The organism is Microcella alkalica (assembly GCF_014137945.1).
Taxonomy (GTDB): Bacteria; Actinomycetota; Actinomycetes; order Actinomycetales; family Microbacteriaceae; genus Microcella; species Microcella alkalica.
On sequence record NZ_JACGWX010000006.1, the window covers coordinates 63770 to 82880 of the forward strand.

15 protein-coding genes are annotated in these 19111 nt (G+C 73.1%); 10 read left to right on the forward strand and 5 right to left on the reverse strand.

The features are described 5' to 3' along the window. Window positions 1-15: 15 nt before the first annotated feature. From FHX53_RS11015 to FHX53_RS11030, 4 genes are all read left to right on the forward strand, one after another. A complete protein-coding gene (locus tag FHX53_RS11015; protein ID WP_182491400.1) occupies window positions 16-1047 on the forward strand; it encodes a DNA-3-methyladenine glycosylase family protein in 1032 nt (343 codons plus the stop codon). 77 nt (window positions 1048-1124) lie between these two features. Further along, window positions 1125-1667 (forward strand): acyl-CoA thioesterase, encoded by a 543-nt coding sequence (locus tag FHX53_RS11020; protein WP_246335684.1) that lies wholly within the window; start codon window positions 1125-1127, stop codon window positions 1665-1667. 55 nt (window positions 1668-1722) lie between these two features. Beyond that, a complete protein-coding gene (locus FHX53_RS11025; protein WP_343050982.1) occupies window positions 1723-2139 on the forward strand; it encodes a YidH family protein in 417 nt (138 codons plus the stop codon). Then, entirely contained in the window at window positions 2139-2489 is a 351-nt protein-coding gene (locus FHX53_RS11030) for a hypothetical protein (protein WP_182491402.1), read from the forward strand. Before FHX53_RS11025 ends, FHX53_RS11030 begins: the two co-directional genes overlap by 1 nt. A 41-nt stretch (window positions 2490-2530) precedes the next feature. Here the strand turns inward: FHX53_RS11030 and FHX53_RS11035 are convergent, their stop codons facing one another. Both FHX53_RS11035 and FHX53_RS11040 read right to left on the reverse strand, forming a co-directional pair. Next, window positions 2531-4153, reverse strand: a complete 1623-nt coding sequence (locus FHX53_RS11035) for an NAD(P)-binding protein (RefSeq protein ID WP_182491403.1) — start codon at window positions 4151-4153, stop codon at window positions 2531-2533. 196 nt (window positions 4154-4349) lie between these two features. Beyond that, window positions 4350-5246, reverse strand: coding sequence for a LysR substrate-binding domain-containing protein (locus FHX53_RS11040; protein ID WP_182491404.1), 897 nt, complete (start codon window positions 5244-5246; stop codon window positions 4350-4352). Window positions 5247-5407: 161 nt separating this feature from the next. On the opposite strand from FHX53_RS11040, the gene FHX53_RS11045 reads away from it, so the two are divergent. Next, window positions 5408-8968, forward strand: coding sequence for a proline dehydrogenase family protein (locus FHX53_RS11045; protein WP_182491405.1), 3561 nt, complete (start codon window positions 5408-5410; stop codon window positions 8966-8968). Window positions 8969-9245: 277 nt separating this feature from the next. Here the strand turns inward: FHX53_RS11045 and FHX53_RS11050 are convergent, their stop codons facing one another. Together FHX53_RS11050 and FHX53_RS11055 are read right to left on the reverse strand one after the other, a co-directional pair. Then, entirely contained in the window at window positions 9246-9602 is a 357-nt protein-coding gene (locus FHX53_RS11050; protein WP_182491406.1) for a GntR family transcriptional regulator, read from the reverse strand. A gap of 155 nt (window positions 9603-9757) precedes the next feature. Continuing rightward, entirely contained in the window at window positions 9758-11224 is a 1467-nt protein-coding gene (locus FHX53_RS11055) for a helix-turn-helix domain-containing protein (RefSeq protein WP_182491407.1), read from the reverse strand. A 172-nt stretch (window positions 11225-11396) separates the two neighbouring features. Here FHX53_RS11055 and aceA point away from each other — a divergent pair, with 172 nt between their 5' ends. Together aceA and aceB are read left to right on the forward strand one after the other, a co-directional pair. Beyond that, window positions 11397-12707, forward strand: a complete 1311-nt coding sequence (aceA, locus tag FHX53_RS11060) for an isocitrate lyase (protein WP_182491408.1) — start codon at window positions 11397-11399, stop codon at window positions 12705-12707. Window positions 12708-12849: 142 nt separating this feature from the next. After that, window positions 12850-14493 (forward strand): malate synthase A, encoded by a 1644-nt coding sequence (aceB, locus tag FHX53_RS11065; protein WP_182491409.1) that lies wholly within the window; start codon window positions 12850-12852, stop codon window positions 14491-14493. A gap of 41 nt (window positions 14494-14534) precedes the next feature. On the opposite strand, the gene FHX53_RS11070 is transcribed toward aceB, so the two are convergent. Beyond that, window positions 14535-14972: an Lrp/AsnC family transcriptional regulator gene (locus FHX53_RS11070; RefSeq protein WP_182491410.1), complete on the reverse strand. Its 438-nt coding sequence runs from the start codon at window positions 14970-14972 to the stop codon at window positions 14535-14537. A gap of 129 nt (window positions 14973-15101) precedes the next feature. Here FHX53_RS11070 and FHX53_RS11075 point away from each other — a divergent pair, with 129 nt between their 5' ends. The 3 genes from FHX53_RS11075 (at window position 15102) to FHX53_RS11085 (ending at window position 18934) form a co-directional block, all read left to right on the forward strand. Next, on the forward strand, window positions 15102-16163 hold the full coding sequence (locus tag FHX53_RS11075) for an iron ABC transporter substrate-binding protein (RefSeq protein WP_182491411.1): 1062 nt from the start codon (window positions 15102-15104) through the stop codon (window positions 16161-16163). Between the two features lie 63 nt (window positions 16164-16226). Continuing rightward, the gene (locus FHX53_RS11080) at window positions 16227-17882 is read left to right on the forward strand and encodes an ABC transporter permease (protein ID WP_220476393.1); all 1656 of its coding nucleotides are present in this window, start codon (window positions 16227-16229) and stop codon (window positions 17880-17882) included. Beyond that, the gene (locus tag FHX53_RS11085; protein ID WP_220476394.1) at window positions 17879-18934 is read left to right on the forward strand and encodes an ATP-binding cassette domain-containing protein; all 1056 of its coding nucleotides are present in this window, start codon (window positions 17879-17881) and stop codon (window positions 18932-18934) included. The genes FHX53_RS11080 and FHX53_RS11085 overlap by 4 nt, the downstream gene beginning before the upstream one ends. Window positions 18935-19111: the final 177 nt, after the last annotated feature.

Genomic DNA, 19111 nt, shown 5'->3' on the forward strand with positions numbered 1-19111 from the left:
GCTAGTTTTCGCTCCATGACCGCGGCCCCCGACGCGACCGGCCTCTACGCGCCGGGCCGCCCGGTCGACCTGCGGCAGACGCTCTTCCCGCTGCGCCGCGGCCACGCCGACCCGACCCTCCAATGGACGCCCGACGGCGCCGCCTGGCGCACCCAGCGCACTCCCGAGGGCATCGCTCTGATCCGGATGCTCGCCCGCCGCTCGACCGCGCCCGACGGCGCCGGCCCAGAGCCGGGCGCAGCATCCACCGAGGTCGAGCTCGCGGCGTGGGGCCCGGGCGCCGCGTGGTCGATCCGGCAGGCGCCGGAGCTGCTCGGCGAGGGCGACGACTGGAGCGCGCTCGACTCCCTGCTCGAGCCCGGGGAGCTCGCGGGTAGCGCGGGTGCCGACCCGAGCGCGATCGATCCGGAGGTCGTGGCCGGGCTCGCGCGCGTGCGGCGCCGCCACGCGGGGCTGCGGCTGCTGCGCACGGGCATCGTGCTCGACTCGGCCGTCGCGGCCGTGCTCGAGCAGAAGGTGACGGGGGTCGAGGCCCGGCGCGCGTGGCGCACGCTCATCCGGCGGCACGGCGAGGCGGCGCCGGGGCCTGCGCCGGAGGGCATGCGGGTCATCCCGGACGCCGAGCGGTGGCGGAGCATCCCGGACCACGACTGGCACGCCGCGGGGGTGGGCCCGCAGCGGATGCGCACCATCCGCCGCGTGACGGCCGTCGCCCCCGCGCTCGAGCGCACCCTCGCCCTCGGCCGCGGCGGGCCCGCGGTCGCGGCGGCGCTCACGTCGATCCCGGGCGTGGGGGAGTGGACGGCCGCCGAGATCACCCAGCGCGCCCACGGCGACGCGGACGCGATCAGCGTCGGCGACTTCCACCTCGCGGGGCTCGTCGGGTACGCCCTCACGGGCGAGCGCACGGACGACCCCGGCATGGTGCGGCTGCTCGCCCCGTTCTCCGGTCACCGGCAGCGGGTCGTGCGGCTCATCGCGACGCTCGGCTCGACCGCGCCGCGGCAGGGGGCGCGCATGACGATCCAGAACCACCGCGGGCACTGATGCCGGGTGCGGATTGGAGGAGGCCGACAGCGGGAGCGACGCGCGGGCGAGAGAGGTCTAGCCTCGGCCGGGTGAACATGATCTTCCGCCTGCTGCTGCTGAGCATCCGTTCGCGATTCGGGCCCCGCATCGACCCGACCGATGTGGCGCGCACGACTTTCCGGGTGCTGCCGACCGACCTCGACGTGCTCAACCACATGAACAACGGGGTATACCTGTCGATCATGGATCTCGGCCGCATCGACCTCATGGCCCGGTCGGGCGTGTGGCCCGAGCTGCAGCGCCGCGGCTACTACCCCGTCGTCGTGAGCTCGACGATCACCTACCGCCGCTCGCTCGAGCCGTGGCAGAGGTTCACCGTCGAGAGTCGCATCGTCGGGCTCGACGACGTCGCCGGCTACGTCGAGCAGCGCTTCGTGCGCGACGGCGAGGTGTGCGCGCGCGGCGTCATCAAGGCGCGGTTCCTGAAGAGGTCGGGGGGCATCGTGCCCATCCCCGAGCTCGCCGAGCTCTTCGGCCTCGACCCCGACGACCACCCGCTTCACCCGTGGCTCGCGCACTGGAGCGAGCACGCGAGCCTGCCGCCGCGTCGTGAGCCGACGCCGAGCGTCTGGGACTGACCGGCCGCGGATCAAGGGGGTGGCTCGAGCGCGACCGCCTCGTTACCGTTCGGGGGTGAGCGAACCCGAGAAGAGCAGCGTCGGCGCCGGCCCTCCCGACGACCGCAGGCCGCGCGCCGTGTACGGCGTCGGATCGGAGCCCGACGTGCAGGCGAGCCTCGCGAACGAGCGCACCGCCCTGTCGTGGATCCGCACGGGCCTCGCGCTCGTCGCCGGCGGCGTCGCCCTCGCGACGCTCGCGAGCTTCGGCGAGCTGCCCGTCGTCATCATCGTCATCGCGGGTCTCGCGAGCCTCGGCGGAGGCCTCCTCGCCATCTGGTCGCTCATCGGCTGGCGTCGCACCGAGATCGCGATGCGCTTGAGGGAACCCCTGCCCCCGCCCTCGGCGCTGCCGTGGCTCGTCGGCGCCGTCGTCGCGGTCGCGATCTTCCTCGCCGGGTTCGCGGCCTACCAGGCGCTCACGGGCGTCTGATGACGGCGGCGGATGCTCGGCGCGAGCCCCCGACCGACACCGGGCTCATCCGCCGACCTGGCCCGGCCAATCGCACCTCGCTGTCGTGGCAGCGCACGTCGGCGGCCGCCGCGCTCGTCGCGATGTTCGCGGCGTTCACCGCCTTCCGGCTGGGAGAGCCGGGCGTCGCGATCGCGGCCGGCGTCGTGGCCGTCGTCGGGCTGCTGCTCGGCGCGACGACTCCGCGCGTCTCGCGCCATCGCCCGGAGGACCGCCACCCCTACGCCTTCATCGTGAGGGGCGCCACCGTGCTCGCGATGACCGGGCTGCTCGGGGTCGCGCTCGCCGTGTACGCGATCATCGACGGATAGCGCGCGCGGGGCATCCGCCTGCTCGCGATTCGGCAGGAGCGCTAGCGGCTCTCGAGCACCGCCATCGCCGCATTGTGTCCGCCGATCGCGGAGACCGCGCCGCCGCGCTGCGCGCCCGAGCCGCAGAAGAGGATGCCCGGCAGTCCCGTCTCGACGCCCCAGCGCGCGGCCGGGGTCGACAGGTCGGTGCCGTCCTCCGCCCACGGCCAGGCGAGGTCGCCGTGGAAGATGCTGCCGGCGGGCAGGCGCAGGGCGTGCTCGAGGTCGCGCGTGGTCTTCGTCTCGAGGCACGGGTTGCCATCGCCGTCGGTCATGAGCAGGCTCTCGATCGGCTCGGCGAGCACCGAGTTCAGCGATTCGAGCACGCCGCGCTCGAATCGCGCGCGCATGGCGTCGTTCGTGCGCTCGGTCAGCAGCCGGTCGGGGGTGTGGAGGGCGAAGACCGTGAGGGTCTGGGCTCCCGCCGCCTGCAGCTCGGGCGACAGGATCGACGGGTCGGTGAGCGAGTGGCAGTAGATCTCGGCGGGGATCGGGTCGGGGATGCGGTGCTCAACGGCGGCGTCGTAGGCCGACTGCAGCTGCGACCACGTCTCGTTGATGTGGAAGGTGCCGCCGAACGCGGCCGCGGGGTCCATGCTCGCATCGCGCAGGCGGGGGAGTCGCGTGAGCAGCATGTTGACCTTGACCTGCGCGCCCTCGGCGTCGGGGGCCGCGGCGCCGAACTCGTCGTCGGCGTCGCCCGCGGCGAGCAGGCGCGCGAGCTCCTGCGGCGAGCAGCCGACGAGCACGTGGTCGGCGGCGATGCGGCGTTCGGTCACGTCGGCGTTGCTGCCGTGGGCGCTGCCGCCGGGCCCGCTCTGCCGCACCGTCACGACGCGGTCGGGGCTCAGCGCGGTCACGTCGGCGCTCGTGGTGAGGATGCTCCCGGCCAGTCGCGCGGCCCGCGCGAGCTCGCCGCTCACGGCGCCCATGCCGCCGACGGGGACGTTCCAGTCGCCCGTGCCCCCGCCGATCACGTGGTACAGGAAGCAGCGGTTGGCGTTGAGGGTGGCATCCACGTTGGGGGCGAAGGTGCCGATGAGCGCGTCGGTGTAGACGACCCCGCGCACGAGATCGTCGGCGAAGGTCTGCGCGATCGCGGTGCCCACGGGCTGCTCGATGAGCGCATCCCACACCGCGTCGTCGGCGACGGCCGCGCGCGCCTCGGAGCGCGTCAGCAGCGGGTCGGTCACGGTCGGGAAGAGGCCGCGCGCGAGGCGCTGGGTGCCTTCGTAGAAGCCGCCCCACGCCTCGGCGTCGGTGCTCGCCCCGAGGGCCGCGAACGAGGCGGCGGTCGCGGCGGCGTCGTGGTTGTCGACGAGGAGGCCGCGATCGGTTCCGGGCAGCGGCGTGTAGGACGAGTAGCGGCGCGGCGCGAGGCGGATGCTCAGCCCGAGGTCGTCGATGATGCGCGGGGGGAGCATGCTCACGAGGTACGAGTAGCGGCTGAGCCGGGCAGCCACGCCGGGAAAGGCCTGGGCCGAGATCGCGGCGCCGCCGAGCACGTCGAGGCGCTCGAGCACCTCGACCTCGAGGCCGGCGCGGCTCAGGTAGGCGGCGGCGGCGAGGGCGTTGTGGCCTCCGCCGATGATGACGACGTCGCGGCGCTCGGTGGGCGGGGTCACGGGCGGGGCTCCTTCGCGGCGGTGCGGGCCCGCGGCGTCGCGGGTGGGTACCGTCAGCCTACGACCGCGACGCCTGGCAGGGCCCGACGTCCCCGTGTCGACGAAATGAAGGGAGCGGAGATGGAATCCACGGCGTGTCGGGGCGGCACACCGCCGCGGGTCGCCTCGCTCCCTTCATTTCGTCGACCGCACCGGTTCAGCCGGCGACCGCGCGGGCGAGCACCGCGCGCACGGCGACGATCGCGGGGCGCGAGGCCGACGTGCGGCGCGCGGCCGTGAACACCTCGCGCGACGGTGCGCCCGGCAGACCGACGAGCCGCACCGTCGCGCGGCCGCCCATCCACAGCAGGTCGGGCAGCAGCGCGACCGCGTGCCCGGCCTCGATGAAGCGCACGTGCGCCTGCAGGTCGGCGGTCTCGAAGCGCACGTCGGGCTCGAAGCCCGCGAGCCGGCACTGCTGCTCGGCCCAGTGGCGGCTCGCGGTGCCGCGCGGCTCCATGACCCACGCCGCGTCGGCCGCGTCGGCGAGCGCGCGCCCGCGCCAGCCGCGCGGCACCCCGAGCCGCAGCGCGTCGCGGTGCAGCGGCACGCGGTCGAGCTCGCGCCGCAGCGGGGCGGCGTGCGCGGGGTACTGCTCGGCGATCACGAGGTCGAACTCGCGCGCCCACACCTCGTCGAGCGCGCTCTCGGGCTCGCGCTGCGTCAGCTCGACCCGCAGCGACGGATGCTCGACCTCGAGCAGCGACAGCGCCCGCGGCACGATGCCGAGCGCCGCCGACTGGAACACCGCGAGCCGCACGGTGCCCCGCAGCGGCTCGCCCTCCGTCGCGGCGAGGGATGCCCCGAGCGCCGACTCGAGGCGCTCCATCTCGTCGAGGAGACGGCCTGCGCCCTCGACCAGGAGCTCGCCCTGCGGAGTCAGCTGCACCCGCCGGCCGGAGCGCTCGAGCAGCGGCACGCCCGCCTCGACCTCGAGCTGCGCGAGCTGCTGCGAGATCGTCGACGGGCTGTAGGCGAGGGCGCGCGCGACGGCGTGCAGGGTGCCGCGTCGGTGCACCTCGCGCAGGAGGCTCAGGCGGCGGAGATCGAGCACGGGGGCCTCCTCGATGATTGTTCGAGCATACCGAACAATACTGTGCGTGAATGCTCGCTTTTCGTGACGGCCCGCCGTGCGCACACTGGGATCCAGGCGGGCCGAGCGGGCCGCGCGGTGTGCGCGCGACCGGGCCCCTCTCCGCGGAGGCTGACAGGCTGATGACCATGAGCACCCCGATCGATCGCCCGCGCGAGGCCGACCTCGCCGCCCTCGAGCCGCTCGGCGACGAGGCCGTCCATCTCGTGCGCCGCTGGCTCGACGAGGCGGTTGACGCGAAGCCCGACGCCGCCGCCGCCCGTCTCGCGGGCCTCCTGAAGGACCCGGACGGCCTGCACTTCGCCATCGGCTTCGTCGACCGCGTCGCCCGGCCGGAGGACCTGCGCGTCGCGGCACGCAACCTCGAAGAGCTCAGCGAGCGCATCCCGCGGTTCCTGCCCGCCCCGCTGCGCGGGCTCATCGCGCTCGGCGGCGGCTTCGCGCGGTTCCTGCCGAACCCGATCATCCCGATCGCGCGGCGCGTGCTGCGCGGCATGGTCGGTCACCTCATCGTCGACGCGACGCCCGAGAAGCTCGGGGCGACGCTCGCGACCCTGCGCGAGAACGGCGACCGGCTCAACATCAACCTGCTCGGCGAGGCCGTGCTGGGCGACGCGGAGGCGGACAAGCGACTCGCGGGCATCCACGCTCTCGTCGCGCGCGACGACGTCGACTACGTCTCGGTGAAGGTCTCGTCGATCGTCAGTCAGCTGTCGATGTGGGCGTTCGACGAGACCGTCGACCGCGTCGTCGATCGCCTCGTGCCGCTGTACGAGGAGGCGGCGCGCACGGGCACGTTCCTCAACCTCGACATGGAGGAGTTCCGCGACCTCGACCTCACGATCGCGGTCTTCGAGAAGCTGCTCGACCGCCCGACGCTGCACGGCTTCGATGCCGGCATCGTGCTGCAGGCGTACCTGCCCGAAGCCGTCCCCGCGCTCGAGCGACTCACCGCGTGGGCGCAGCGCCGCCGGGCCGCGGGCGGCACCGGCATCAAGGTGCGCGTCGTGAAGGGCGCGAACCTCGCGATGGAGCGCGTCGATGCCGCCGTGCACGGCTGGCCCGTCGCTGTGCTGCCGAGCAAGCAGGCGAGCGACGCCAACTACAAGCGCGTGCTCGAGCTCGCCCTGCGCCCCGACCGCGTCGACGCCGTGCGCATCGGCGTCGCGGGCCACAACCTGTTCGACATCGCGTGGGCGCACCTGCTCGCCGGCTCGCGCGGCGTCGCCGACCGCGTCGAGTTCGAGATGCTGCTCGGCATGGCGCCTGACCAGACCGAGGCGGTGCGCGGCACGGTCGGCTCCCTGCTGCTCTACACGCCCGTCGTGCACCCGGACGACTTCGAGTCGGCGATCAGTTACCTCATCCGCCGCCTGGAGGAGAACGCGAGCACCGAGAACTTCCTATCCGGAGCCTTCGAGCTCGCGAACTCGCACCAGATGTTCGCGCGCGAGCAGGGCCGCTTCCTCGCCTCGCTCGTCGACATCATCGACCATCCGGGCGCGCCGGCTCCGCACCGCGTGCAGAACCGGCAGACGGGGGCGGATGCTCCGCGCGAGCTGCCCCTCGGCGCGACGGCCGACTCGCTCGGCGTGCGGGAGAACTTCGACAACGAGCCCGACACCGACCCGGCTCTGCCCGCCAACCGGGAGTGGGGCCGCGCGATCCTCGAGCGGTCGCGCGCGACCGTGCTCGGAGCCGACGCCGTGGCCGCCGCCGCGATCGCGACGCCCGGCGAGATCGAGCGCGCCGTCGCGGATTCGCGCGCCGCCGCATCCGCCTGGGCTTCGCGTTCGGTCGACGATCGCGCCGGAGTCCTGCACGCGGCGGGGCGGATGCTCGCCGCCCGCCGCGCGGACCTCCTCGAGATCATGGCCGCCGAGGCCGGCAAGACCCTCGCGGAGGGCGACCCCGAGGTCAGCGAGGCGATCGACTTCGCCCACTACTACGCCGAAAGCGCGCGCGAGCTGGAGCGCGTCGAGGGGGCGCGCTTCGCGCCGGTGCGGCTCACGCTCGTCGTGCCGCCGTGGAACTTCCCCGTCGCGATTCCGGCCGGGGGCGTGCTCGCGGCGCTCGCCGCGGGCAGCGCGGTCATCATCAAGCCCGCGCCGCAGGTGCGCCGCTGCGCGGCCGTCATGGTGCAGGCGCTGTGGGATGCCGGGGTGCCGCGCGAGGTCCTGCGCTTCGTCGACGTGCCCGAGAACGAGCTCGGGCAGCAGCTCGTGAGCCACCCGGCGGTCGACCGCGTCGTGCTCACGGGGGCGTTCGAGACGGCGGCGCTGTTCCGCTCGTGGCGGCCCGACCTGCCGCTGCTGGCGGAGACGAGCGGCAAGAACGCGATCGTCGTGACGCCGTCGGCCGACTACGACCTCGCCGCCGCCGACCTCGCGCGCTCGGCGTTCGGGCACGCGGGGCAGAAGTGCTCGGCGGCCTCGCTCGGGATCCTCGTCGGGTCGGTCGCCGACTCGCCGGCCTTCCGCCGTCAGCTCGTCGACGCCGTGTCGACCATGCGCGTCGGATGGCCGGGGGACCCGACGACGGTCGTCGGCCCGCTCATCGAGCCCGCCGCGGGCAAGCTCCTGCGCGCGCTGCGCGATCTCTCGCGCGGGGAGTCGTGGCTCATCCAGCCGCGCCAGCTCGACGATGCAGGTCGGCTGTGGTCGCCGGGCGTGCGGCTCGACGTCGCGCCGGGCAGCGAGTTCCACACGACGGAGTACTTCGGACCCGTGCTCGGGCTCATCCGCGCCGCCGACCTCGACGAGGCGCTCGCGCTTCAGAACGCGACCCCCTACGGGCTGACGGCGGGGCTGCACTCGCTCGACGCGTCGGAGGTCGAGCACTGGGTCGACCGCGTCGAGGCGGGCAACCTCTACGTCAATCGCGGCATCACGGGCGCGATCGTGCGCCGGCAGCCGTTCGGCGGGTGGAAGCGCTCGAGCGTCGGCGGCTCGACGAAGGCGGGCGGGCCGTCGTACCTCTTCGGCTTCGGCTCGTGGGAGCCGGTCGAGCGCTCGCCGAAGCAGAACCTCAGTCTGCGCGGGTTGAGCGCCGAAGTGCGCCGCGTGCTCGAGGCGGCTCAGCCCGGCCTCGACTTCGCCGGCTTCGACACGGCGCGGGCGGGGGCACTCTCGGACGAGCGGGCGTGGGCCGACGAGTTCGGCGTCGCGCGCGACGTGAGCGACCTCGGCGTCGAGCGCAACGTGCTCCGGTACCGCGTGACCTCGGAGCCGGTGGTGGTGCGGCTCGCGTCGGGCGGGTCGACCGGCGCGCTCGTTCGCGTGCTGCTCGCGGCGGTGCGGGCAGGGGCGCCCGTCGCGGTGTCGACGCCCGTTCCACTGCCATCGGCGCTGCTGTCGCTCGCGGAGGAGTTCGGCTCGCCGCTGCGTGCCGCCTCGATCGTGATCGAGAGCGATGCGGCGTTCACGGCGCGGGTCGTCGCGGAGCGCCCGTCGCGCATCCGCCTCATCGGCGGTGACGGAGGCGCGGATGCTCGCCCCGCGTCGGAGGTGGCGCGCGAGCTGTTCGCCGCCCTCGACGGAGACCCGGACGTCACGATCTGGTCGGGGCCCGTCACTGCCGCGGGTCGCGTCGAGCTGCTGCCGTTCCTGCGCGAGCAGTCGGTGACAGTCACGGCGCACCGGTTCGGCAACCCGTACCCGGCGCTCGCCGAGCTGCCGCTGTAGGGCGCTTGCGCGGGCTCGGCGCTCGCGCCGCGGCACCCGCTCGGCTGCGGGTAGGGTCGCCGCACCCCTGTCCACGAACTCCGGAGATCTGGGGCCGCCCCGCCGCCCGTTCTCCGGCGTCCCGGGCCCGGCGAACCGGAACTCCGGAGTTAGAGCACGCGCTCTTCGGGAAGTGCGCACGGGGTGAATCGAGTTCGCCCGCTCCGCACTTTCAGAAGCCTGCGGCGCATCGCCTGCGCCCCGCCGTGATCGGCTCCGGCGCGCGTGCTGCGGCGGCTCACGCTCGCAGCGCGGCGCGCACGAGCGCGAGAGCGGCGTCGTCGGCGAGGCCGAGGCGGCGCGAGCGGGCGACGAACTCGTGCGCAGCATCCTGCGCCTGGCGCTCGGTCGGGTCGCCCTGAGGGGCGACGAACGAGCCGGCGCGGCCCCGGGTGTCGATGATGCCGTCGGCCTCGAGCTCGCGGTAGGCGCGTGCAACGGTGTTGACGGCGAGGCCGAGCTCCTCGGCGAGGGCGCGCACAGTCGGCAGCTTCGCACCGGCGACGAGTGCGCCTCCCGCGACCGCGTCGCGCACCTGCACGCGCAGCTGCTCGAACGGCGGGGTCGAGACGGAGGCGTCGATCGCGAAGCGCATGGGCCGAGGCTACCCGCGCGCAGCTCCCGATGGAGCCCGAAAGTCGCGAGTGGGCCCGAACCTTCGGGCTCACATGCCACTTTCGGGCTCACGCGCGGGGTGCTGGGCGGGGTGCGGGACCCGGGCGCGGGGTGCAGGCGCGACGCGTGCGCCGGCTACACCCCGGCGTGACGCTCGAGGAACGCGAACACCTCGGTGCGATCGACCCCCGGCAGGGTTTCGCGCGGCATCGCGGCGAGCAGCGACGAGTTGATTCGCGCCTGCGGGCGGGCGGCGCCGGCCCAGCGGGCGGCGAGCTCCGGCGGAGCATCCTGGCAGCAGGACGGGTCGGGGCAGGTCGACGAACCGCGCCGCTGCGTCTCGCGCCCGCGGAACCACTTCACGTGGGCGAAGGGCGTACCGACCGAGATCGAGAACTCGCCGGCCGACCCCGATTCGATGCGCGAGGTGCACCAGTAGGTGCCGGTCGGCTTGTCCGTGTATTGGTGGAACGGGCTGAACCGGTCGGGCTCGTCGAACACCTGCCGCGCCGACCACTTCCGGCACACGCTCTGGCCCTCGACCGCGCCGAGGGCATCGGTCGGGAACTTCACCGAGTCGTTCTCGTACGCCTTCGACAGCACGCCCGCCGCCGACACCTTGAGGAAGTGCACGGGGATTGCCAGGTGCTCGGTCGCGAGGTTCGTGAACCGATGGGCCGCCGTCTCGTACGACACGGCGAACCGGTCGCGCAGATCCTCGACGGCGAGCTCGCGCTTCGCCTTCGCCGCCTGCAGGAACTCGACCGCGTCGCCCTCCGGCACGAGAAGCGCCGCCGCGAGGTAGTTCGTCTCCACCCGCTGCCGCAGGAACTCCGCGTACGAGGTCGGCTCGGGCCGCTGCAGCACGTGCCCGGCGAGCGCCTGCAGCAGGTTCGTGCGCGGGTCGCGCCCCGGGGCGTTCTGCACCGGCAGGTAGATGCGGCCGTGCTCGAGGTCGGTGATCGTGCGCGTCGAGCTCGGCAGGTCGGTGACGTAGTGCAGCGAGAAGCCCAGGTGCGCCGCGAGCTCGGCCGCGAGTCGCTGAGACAGCGGCCCGCCCTCGTGCTTGATCGCCTTGAGCAGCCCGGCCGCCGTCTGCTCGAGCTCGCCGTAGTGGTTGCCGCGCGCGCGCATCTCGCCGCGCAGCTCGGCGTTCGCGCGCCGCGCCTCCTCGGGGGTCGCCGCGCGCTCGCGGTGCACGCGCTCGAGCTCGGCGTGCAGCGACAGGATCGTGCGGATCGCGTCGTCCGACAGCGACTTCCGCACCGGCAGAGACGGGATGCCCAGGGCCGCGAACAGCGGACCCTCCTGCACCCGGGTCAGCGCGATCTCCAGCGCGGCCCGCCCCGTGGGCGCCTCCGAGCTCAGCAGCCGCTCGAGCGGCACGCCGAGCGCCCGCGCGATCGACTGCAGCTCGCCGAGCTTCGCCTCGCGCTTGCCGTTCTCGAGCACCGAGACGTGCGAGGTCGCGACGCCGATGCGCTCGCCGAGCTCGGCGAGGGTCAGCCCCGCGTCGGAGCGGAGCTGGCGGATTCGGCGGCCGAGCGTCAGGGAGTCGAGCACCTCTTCAGCGTGGTCGGGGGTCGGAGCGCGGTCGAGCATGCGACGAGCATTCCACGCTTCGCTTTTCGGACCAAGTGAAAAACAGCGAAATTTCAGTCGATCTTTCGGGATGCGCGGGCTCATTCTTCGAGGAATGTTGAGGCACGGCGCCACGAGAGCGCGTCGCAGCCAGCCCCGCACGACACGCGGGCACACCGAAGGAGCAGCCCAGATGAACACCCAGCACCGCACCGGCGACCAGACGCAGAACGCCGCCGAGCTCGAGACCGCGTGGAAGACGGAGGCCCGCTGGTCGGGCGTTCAGCGCGACTACTCCGCTGAGGACGTCATCGCGCTGCGCGGCCGCGTTCAGGTCGAGCACACCATCGCGCGCCGCGGCGCCGAGAACCTGTGGGATCTCATCCACACCGAGGACTACGTCAATGCGCTCGGCGCCCTCACCGGCAACCAGGCCGTGCAGCAGATCCGCGCCGGTCTCAAGGCCATCTACCTGAGCGGCTGGCAGGTCGCCGCCGACGCCAACCTCTCCGGTCAGACGTACCCCGACCAGAGCCTCTACCCGGCGAACTCGGTGCCCGCGGTCGTCAAGCGCATCAACAACGCACTGCTCCGCGCCGACCAGATCGCCGCCGCCGAGGGCGACGCGTCGGGTCGTGACGGCGGCATCGACTGGCTCGCCCCGATCGTCGCCGACGCCGAGGCCGGCTTCGGCGGCCCCCTCAACGCCTACGAGCTCATGACCGCGATGATCGAGGCGGGTGCCGCGGGTGTGCACTGGGAGGACCAGCTCGCGAGCGAGAAGAAGTGCGGCCACATGGGCGGCAAGGTGCTCGTGCCGACGCAGCAGCACATCCGCACGCTCAACGCCGCACGCCTCGCCGCCGACGTCGCCGGCGTGCCGAGCATCATCGTCGCGCGCACCGACTCGCTCGCCGCCGACCTCGTCACGAGCGACATCGACGAGCGCGACCGCCCCTTCCTCACCGGCGACCGCACCGAGGAGGGCTTCTTCCGCACCCGTCCGGGCATCGAGACGGTGCTCGCCCGCGGCCACGCCTACGCCCCGTACGCCGACCTGCTGTGGGTCGAGTCGAGCGAGCCCGACCTCGAGCTCGCGCGCACCTTCGCCGAGAGCATCCACAAGGAGTTCCCCGGCAAGAAGCTCGCCTACAACTGCTCGCCGAGCTTCAACTGGAAGCGCCACCTCGACGACGACACCATTGCGAAGTTCCAGAACGAGCTCGGCGCGATGGGCTACGCGTTCCAGTTCATCACCCTCGCCGGGTTCCACTCGCTCAACCACTCGATGTTCGAGCTCGCGCGCGGCTACAAGGAGCGCCAGATGAGCGCCTACGTCGAGCTGCAGGAGGCCGAGTTCGCCTCCGAGGTGAACGGCTACACGGCGACGAAGCACCAGCGCGAAGTCGGCACGGGCTACTTCGACCGCATCGCGACGGCGCTCAACCCCGACAGCGCGACGCTCGCGCTCGTCGGCTCGACCGAGGCCCAGCAGTTCCACTAGGCCTGCGCCGGGCATCCCCCCAACGAACCCAGTCGACCAGATGAAGGGAGCCGGGCCGCCCGGGACGGCGTGTCGTCGCGACACGCCGTGGCCGGACCCGCCGCTCCCTTCATTCGGTCGACCCCCTCGAACGGAGAACACCATGAACACGCACCAGCTGACCATCGCGGGGCCGATGCGCCGCCGGTACGACGAGATCCTCACGCCCGATGCGCTCGCGTTCGTCGCCGAGCTGCACCGCCGCTTCGCCGGCACGCGGCACGAGCGCCTCGCCGACCGCATGCGCGCCCGGTACGACCTGGGCAACGGGCGCGACCTGCGCTTCCTGCCCGAGACGGCGGATGTCCGTGAGGACGATTCCTGGCGCGTCGCGGGAGCAGGCCCCGGCCTCGACGATCGCCGCATCGAGATCACGGGCCCCACCGACCCGAAGATGACCATCAACGCGCTCAATTCGGGCGCCAACGTCTGGCTCGCCGACCTGGAGGACGCCACGAGCCCCACGTGGGCGAACATCATCGAGGGGCAGTTGTCGCTGTTCGACGCGATCCGCGAGCGGCTCGAGTTCACCTCGCCGGAGGGCAAGGAGTACCGCGTCACCGCCGAGCGCACGCCCACGATCGTGATGCGCCCGCGCGGCTGGCACCTGGTCGAGAAGCACATCGAGTACACCGATCGCTCGGGGCTGCGCCTCGCCGCGAGCGCGAGCCTCGTCGACTTCGGGCTGTACGCGTTCCACAACGCCGCTGAGCTCGTCGCCCGCGGCCGGGGCCCGTACTTCTACCTGCCGAAGCTCGAGAACCATCGCGAGGCTCGGCTGTGGAACGACATCTTCACCTTCACCGAGCAGCGACTCGGGCTCGACCACGGCACCATCCGCGCGACCGTGCTGATCGAGACCTTCCCCGCGGCGTTCGAGATGGAGGAGATCCTGTTCGAGCTCCGCGACCACTGCGCCGGCCTCAACGCCGGCCGCTGGGACTACGTCTTCTCGATCATCAAGAACTACCGCGGCCGGGGCCAGTGGTTCGTGCTGCCCGACCGCGACCGCATCCTCATGACCCTTCCGTTCATGCGCGCCTACACCGAGCTGCTCGTCAAGACGTGCCACCAGCGCGGGGCCCACGCGATCGGGGGAATGAGCGCGTTCATCCCGAACCGTCGCGACCCCGAGGTCACGGAGCGCGCGCTCGAGCGCGTCGCCGCCGACAAGCGCCGTGAGGCCGGCGACGGCTTCGACGGATCGTGGGTCGCGCACCCCGACCTCATCCCGGTCGCGCGCGCCGAGTTCGACGCCGTGCTCGGCGACCGCCCGAACCAGCTCGACCGGCGGCGCGACGACGTGCACGTCACGGCGCGCGACCTTCTCGACGTGCGATCGGCCGGCGGCGAGGTGACGCTCGCGGGCGTTCGCGCGAACATCGCGATCACCGTGCGCTACCTCGACTCGTGGCTGCGGGGCATCGGCGCCGCCGCGATCGACAACCTCATGGAGGATGCCGCGACGGCCGAGATCAGCCGCTCGCAGCTGTGGCAGTGGATCCACCATGACCACGTCACCGTCGAGGGCGAGACGATCACGCGCGGCCTAGTCGAGGGGATGCTCGCCGAGGTGCTCGCCTCGCTGCCGCACGCGCCGAGCAGCCGCCTCGCCGAGGCCGAAGAGCTCTTCCGCACGGTCACCCTCCACGAGGACTTCCCGACCTTCCTCACGGTGCCGGGGTACACGCGCTATCTGGTCGAGCCGACCGAGGTCACGCAGGCCGAGGACGTGCGCGCCGCGTAGCCGCGCCGCGCACCGCGCCGCGCGGCGGCGAGGGGCGTGCGCTACTCGTGCGCGCGGTCGACGAGCCGCGAGAAGACGATCGCGCTGCGCGTGTGGTCGACGTTCGGCGCCGACCGCACGCGCTCGAGCGCCTCCTCCATGCTGGGGATGTCGCGCGACCGCAGCCGCACGATCGCGTCGGCGTCGCCCGTCACGGTGCCGGCCTCGACGACCTCGGGCACGGCGAGCAGGAGGCGCCGCAGCTCGTCGGGCGCGACCGTGCCGCGGCAGAACAGTTCGACGTACGCCTCGACGGCGAGACCATCGACGGCCGGGTCGACCTGCACGGTGAAGCCGCGGATGACGCGCTCGGCCACGAGCTTGTCCACTCGCCGCTTCACGGCCGAGGCGCTGAGTCCGACGACGTCGCCGATGTCGCCGTACCCGGCGCGGGCGTTCTGACGCAGCTGATCGATGATGCGCGAGTCGATGGCGTCCATGCCGGAACTGTACGGGAGTTCGTGCGAAGAGGGAGTATCCGAGTGGCGCTTTTGCTTCGGTAAGGCTATCCTTACCTATGGCGCTCTCGCCGACTCCCATCCGCTCGACTCCTTTGGAGCATCATTCCCATGCGACTGCATCCTGCCGTCTCCGTCCTCGCGCTCAGCACCGCCGGTCTCCTCCTGGCCGGTTGCGCCGCTCCCGCCGATCCCGGCGCCCCCGCCGATCCCGGCGCGAGCGCTCCGGCCGCCGAGAGCGACAACGCGTTCACGCTCTACTCCGGCCGCGACGAGGATCTCGTGCAGCCCCTCATCGACGCGTTCGAGGCGGAGACGGGCATCGATGTCGAGGTGCGCTACGGAAACACCGCCGAGCTCGGCGCGCTGCTGCTCGAGGAGGGCGACGCGACCCCTGCAGACGTCTTCCTCTCGCAGGATGCCGGTGCTCTCGGCGCCCTCGCGAACGCGGGCCTCTTCAGCATCCTCCCGGATGACATCGCCGACGCCGTCCCGGCCGGCTTCAGCTCGACCGACGGCAACTGGGTCGGCGTGACCGGTCGTGCCCGAGTGGTCGCCTTCGACGGCGAGAAGTACTCCGCCGACGAACTGCCCTCCGACATCGACGCATACACCGAGGACGAGTGGCGCGGGCTCCTCGGCTTCGCGCCGACGAACGCGAGCTTCCAGTCGTTCGTCACCGCCTACCGGGTCCTCGAGGGAGAGGAGGCGGCCGAGGCCTACCTCACCGCTCTCGCGGGCAACGAGCCGCAGATCTTCGAGGGCAACAGCGCCATCCTCACCGCGGTCAACGAGGGCGTGCTCGACGTGGGTCTGATCAACCACTACTACTGGTTCGCGCAGGCCTCCGAGGTCGGAGCCGAGAACATGCGCGCGCAGTTGAAGTTCCTCGACGCCGGTGACCCCGGCTCGATCGTCAATGTCACGGGCGCCGGGGTTCTCAACGGGTCGGCCGCCGACGCGGACGCGCTCGCCTTCGTCGAGTACCTCGTCTCGGAGGAGGGTCAGACCTACTTCGTCGAGCAGACCTTCGAGTACCCGCTCGTCGTCGGTATCGACGCGCCCGAGGGGCTTCCGAGCCTCGAGAGCCTCGTGAACCCCGAGCTCGACCTCAGCGACCTCGAGACGATCGAGGAGACGCAGGAGCTCCTCGCCCGCGTCGGCCTCATTTAGCGGTGGCGCCTGCGGGGCTCTCGGCCCTGCTCGCTCCCACGCTTCGGATGATCGAATAGCTGCATGACGATCGCGACGCACGCCGCGTCGGCACCGGGCGAACCGGCTGCCGGCGCGGCGTCGTCGCGCTCGGGCGGATCCGGTGCGGCCGTCGGTCGTGAGGGCGGCCGGGCTCAGGGGGTGGATGCCCGCGACGCGTCGCGCGTCGCCCGCCCGCCGCTCTGGCTCGTGGTGCTGGCGTCGCTCGCCGCACTGGCCGCGAGCATCCCCCTCGTCTATCTCGTGGTGCGCGGTGGCGAGTCGGGGCTCGACCGCATCGTCGAGACCCTGTCGCGCGGGCGCGTGCTCGAGTACGCGGCGAACTCCCTCGGTCTCGCCGCCGCGACGACGGCGACTGCGCTCGTGCTCGGCACGGCGGTGGCGTTCACGCTGTCGCGGCTGCGCGTGCCGTTCCCGCGGTTGTGGCTGCTGGCGTCTGCATTGCCGCTCGCGGTGCCGTCGTTCCTCGCCGGGTACGGCTGGCTCGTCCTCGCGCCGGGCATCGACGGCTTCGTGCCCAGCTGGCTGCTGCTGTCGGCGGTGACCATGCCGTACGTCGCGCTGCCGGTGGCGGCGGCGCTGCGCGGCGCGTCGGGCGACCTCGAGGGGGTCGCCCGCACGCTCGGCCGCGGTCCGTTCCCGGCCTTCCTGGTCGCGACGTGGCCGCAGGTGCGCCCCGCGGCGATCGCGGGTGGGCTCCTCGTGGCGCTCTACGCGCTGAGCGACTTCGGGCTCGTGGCGATGATGCGCTTCCCGACGCTGACATGGGGCATCAACGCGGCGTACTCGGCGAGCTTCGACCGGGCGCAGGCGGCCATCCTCGCGCTCCTGCTCGTCGTGCTCGCGCTGCTCGTGGTGCTCGGAGAGCGCACCGCGCGCGGTCGCGTTCCGCGCGCGGCCGCCCGCGCCGTCGCGCCGCGCACGATCGGGCGGGGGATGCTCCTGTCGCTGCTCCCGGTCGTCGCGGCCGCTCCGGTGGTGGGCGTCGCGATCCCGCTCCTGGGTCTTGCGACGCGCCTGGTGCAGGCGGAGACGCTGCGCGAGCTCGATGTGCCGCGCCTGCTCGCGGCGGTCGGATCGACGGTGGGGGTCGCGCTCGCCGCTGCCGCGCTCGCGGTCGTGCTCGCGCTGCCCATCGCGGCGCTCGCCGCCCGCTTCCGCGGCCGGCTCGTCTCGGCGATCGAGTCGGTGGGCTTCCTCGGCCACGCGCTGCCCGGCATCGTGGTGGGTCTGTCGCTCGTGTTCTTCTCGCTCGCGGTGCTGCCGGCGCTGTACCAGAGCGTGGTGGTGCTCGTTTTCGCCTACGCGGTGCTGTTCATGCCGAAGGCGATCGGCACGATGCGCTCGGGCCTCGCCGACGTGCCGGTGTCGCTCGTCGCGGTCGCGCGCACGCTGGGCGACTCGCCGCTGCGCGCGTGGTGGCGGGTGACGGTGCCGCTCGCGCTGCCGAGCGTCGGCATCGGCGCACTGCTGGTGGCCATCGCGACCATGAAAGAATTGCCGGCGACGCTGCTGCTGCGGCCGACGGGAATCCAGACCCTCGCCACCGAGTTGTGGAACAGGACGGTCGTGTTCGAGTTCGGCGCCGCCGCCCCGTACGCCGCGGTGCTCGTCCTGATCGCGGCGGTTCCCGCGATGGTGCTCTCGGGCATCCGCAGCACGGCCAAGGAGGAGTTGTGAGCGACCTCGTCGTCAGCGGCGCGAGCGTGATCCACGGGTCGACGCTCGCGGTCGACGACGTGTCGATGACGATCCGCTCCGGCGAGCTCGTGGCGGTGCTCGGCCCGTCGGGGTGCGGCAAAACGTCTCTGCTGCTGGCGATCGCGGGGCTCCTGCCCGTGCGGGAGGGGTCGATCGCGATCGGGTCGCGCGAGCTGTCGCGCCCCGGCCGCGTCGTGCCTCCCGAGAAGCGCGGGATCGGCTGGGTGCCGCAGGAGGCGTCGCTCTTCCCGCACCTGAGCGTGGCCGAGAACATCGGCTTCGCGGTGCCGCGCGGTCGCGGTCGCGCGGCGCGCATCCGGGAGCTCGCCGAGCTCGTCGGCCTGGGCGCCCTCACCAACCGGGCCCCCAACCAGCTCTCGGGCGGACAGGCGCAGCGCGTCGCCCTCGCCCGCGCTCTCGCGCCGCGCCCGGAGGTGCTGCTGCTCGACGAGCCGTTCGCCGCGCTCGACACGCAGCTGCGCACGGGCCTCCGACGCGAGGTCGCCGAGCTGCTGCGTGCGCAGGGCACGACCTCGATCCTCGTCACGCACGACCAGGAGGAGGCTCTCACTCTCGCCGACCGCGTCGCCGTGCTGCGCGACGGGCATCTCGAGCAGTTCGGCACTCCGGAGGAGATCTACCAGCAGCCCGCGAGCGACTGGGTCGCCCGGTTCGTCGGCGACGTCGTCGAGCTCGACGGTGCCTGGCGCGGCGGCCGCGTCACGTGCGCCCTCGGCGCGGTCGAGGCCGCGGCGGTCGGATTCACGCCCGCCGACGGCGACACCGTGCGCCTCATGCTGCGCCCCGAGTGGATCGTCCCGCGGCCTGACCTGCTCGCGCACGCCGCGGCAGGTGCGGATGCCCGCGTCGCCTCGATCTCGTACGCCGGCCACGACGCGATGCTGAGCTGCGATCTCACCGCGGGTCTCACGGTGCGCATGCGCATGGCGGCCGTCGACCTGCCGGCGGTGGGGGAGGATCTGCGGCTCGCGGTGCAGCGGCCGGGGCTCGCGTACCCGGTGCCGGCGTAGCCGCGCGCCGCGGTGCGCCCGCCCTGGCCGCTGAGCCGCGGTGCGCCCGCCCCGGCCTCCGCGCCGCGGCGCGCCCGCCCCGAGGACGGGGGCGCCACTCCGGTGACAGGGCTGCACATCGATCTGACGCCTTGTCATCGAAGTAGCGCCCCAGCGATTGATCGCGACGCACGGGGC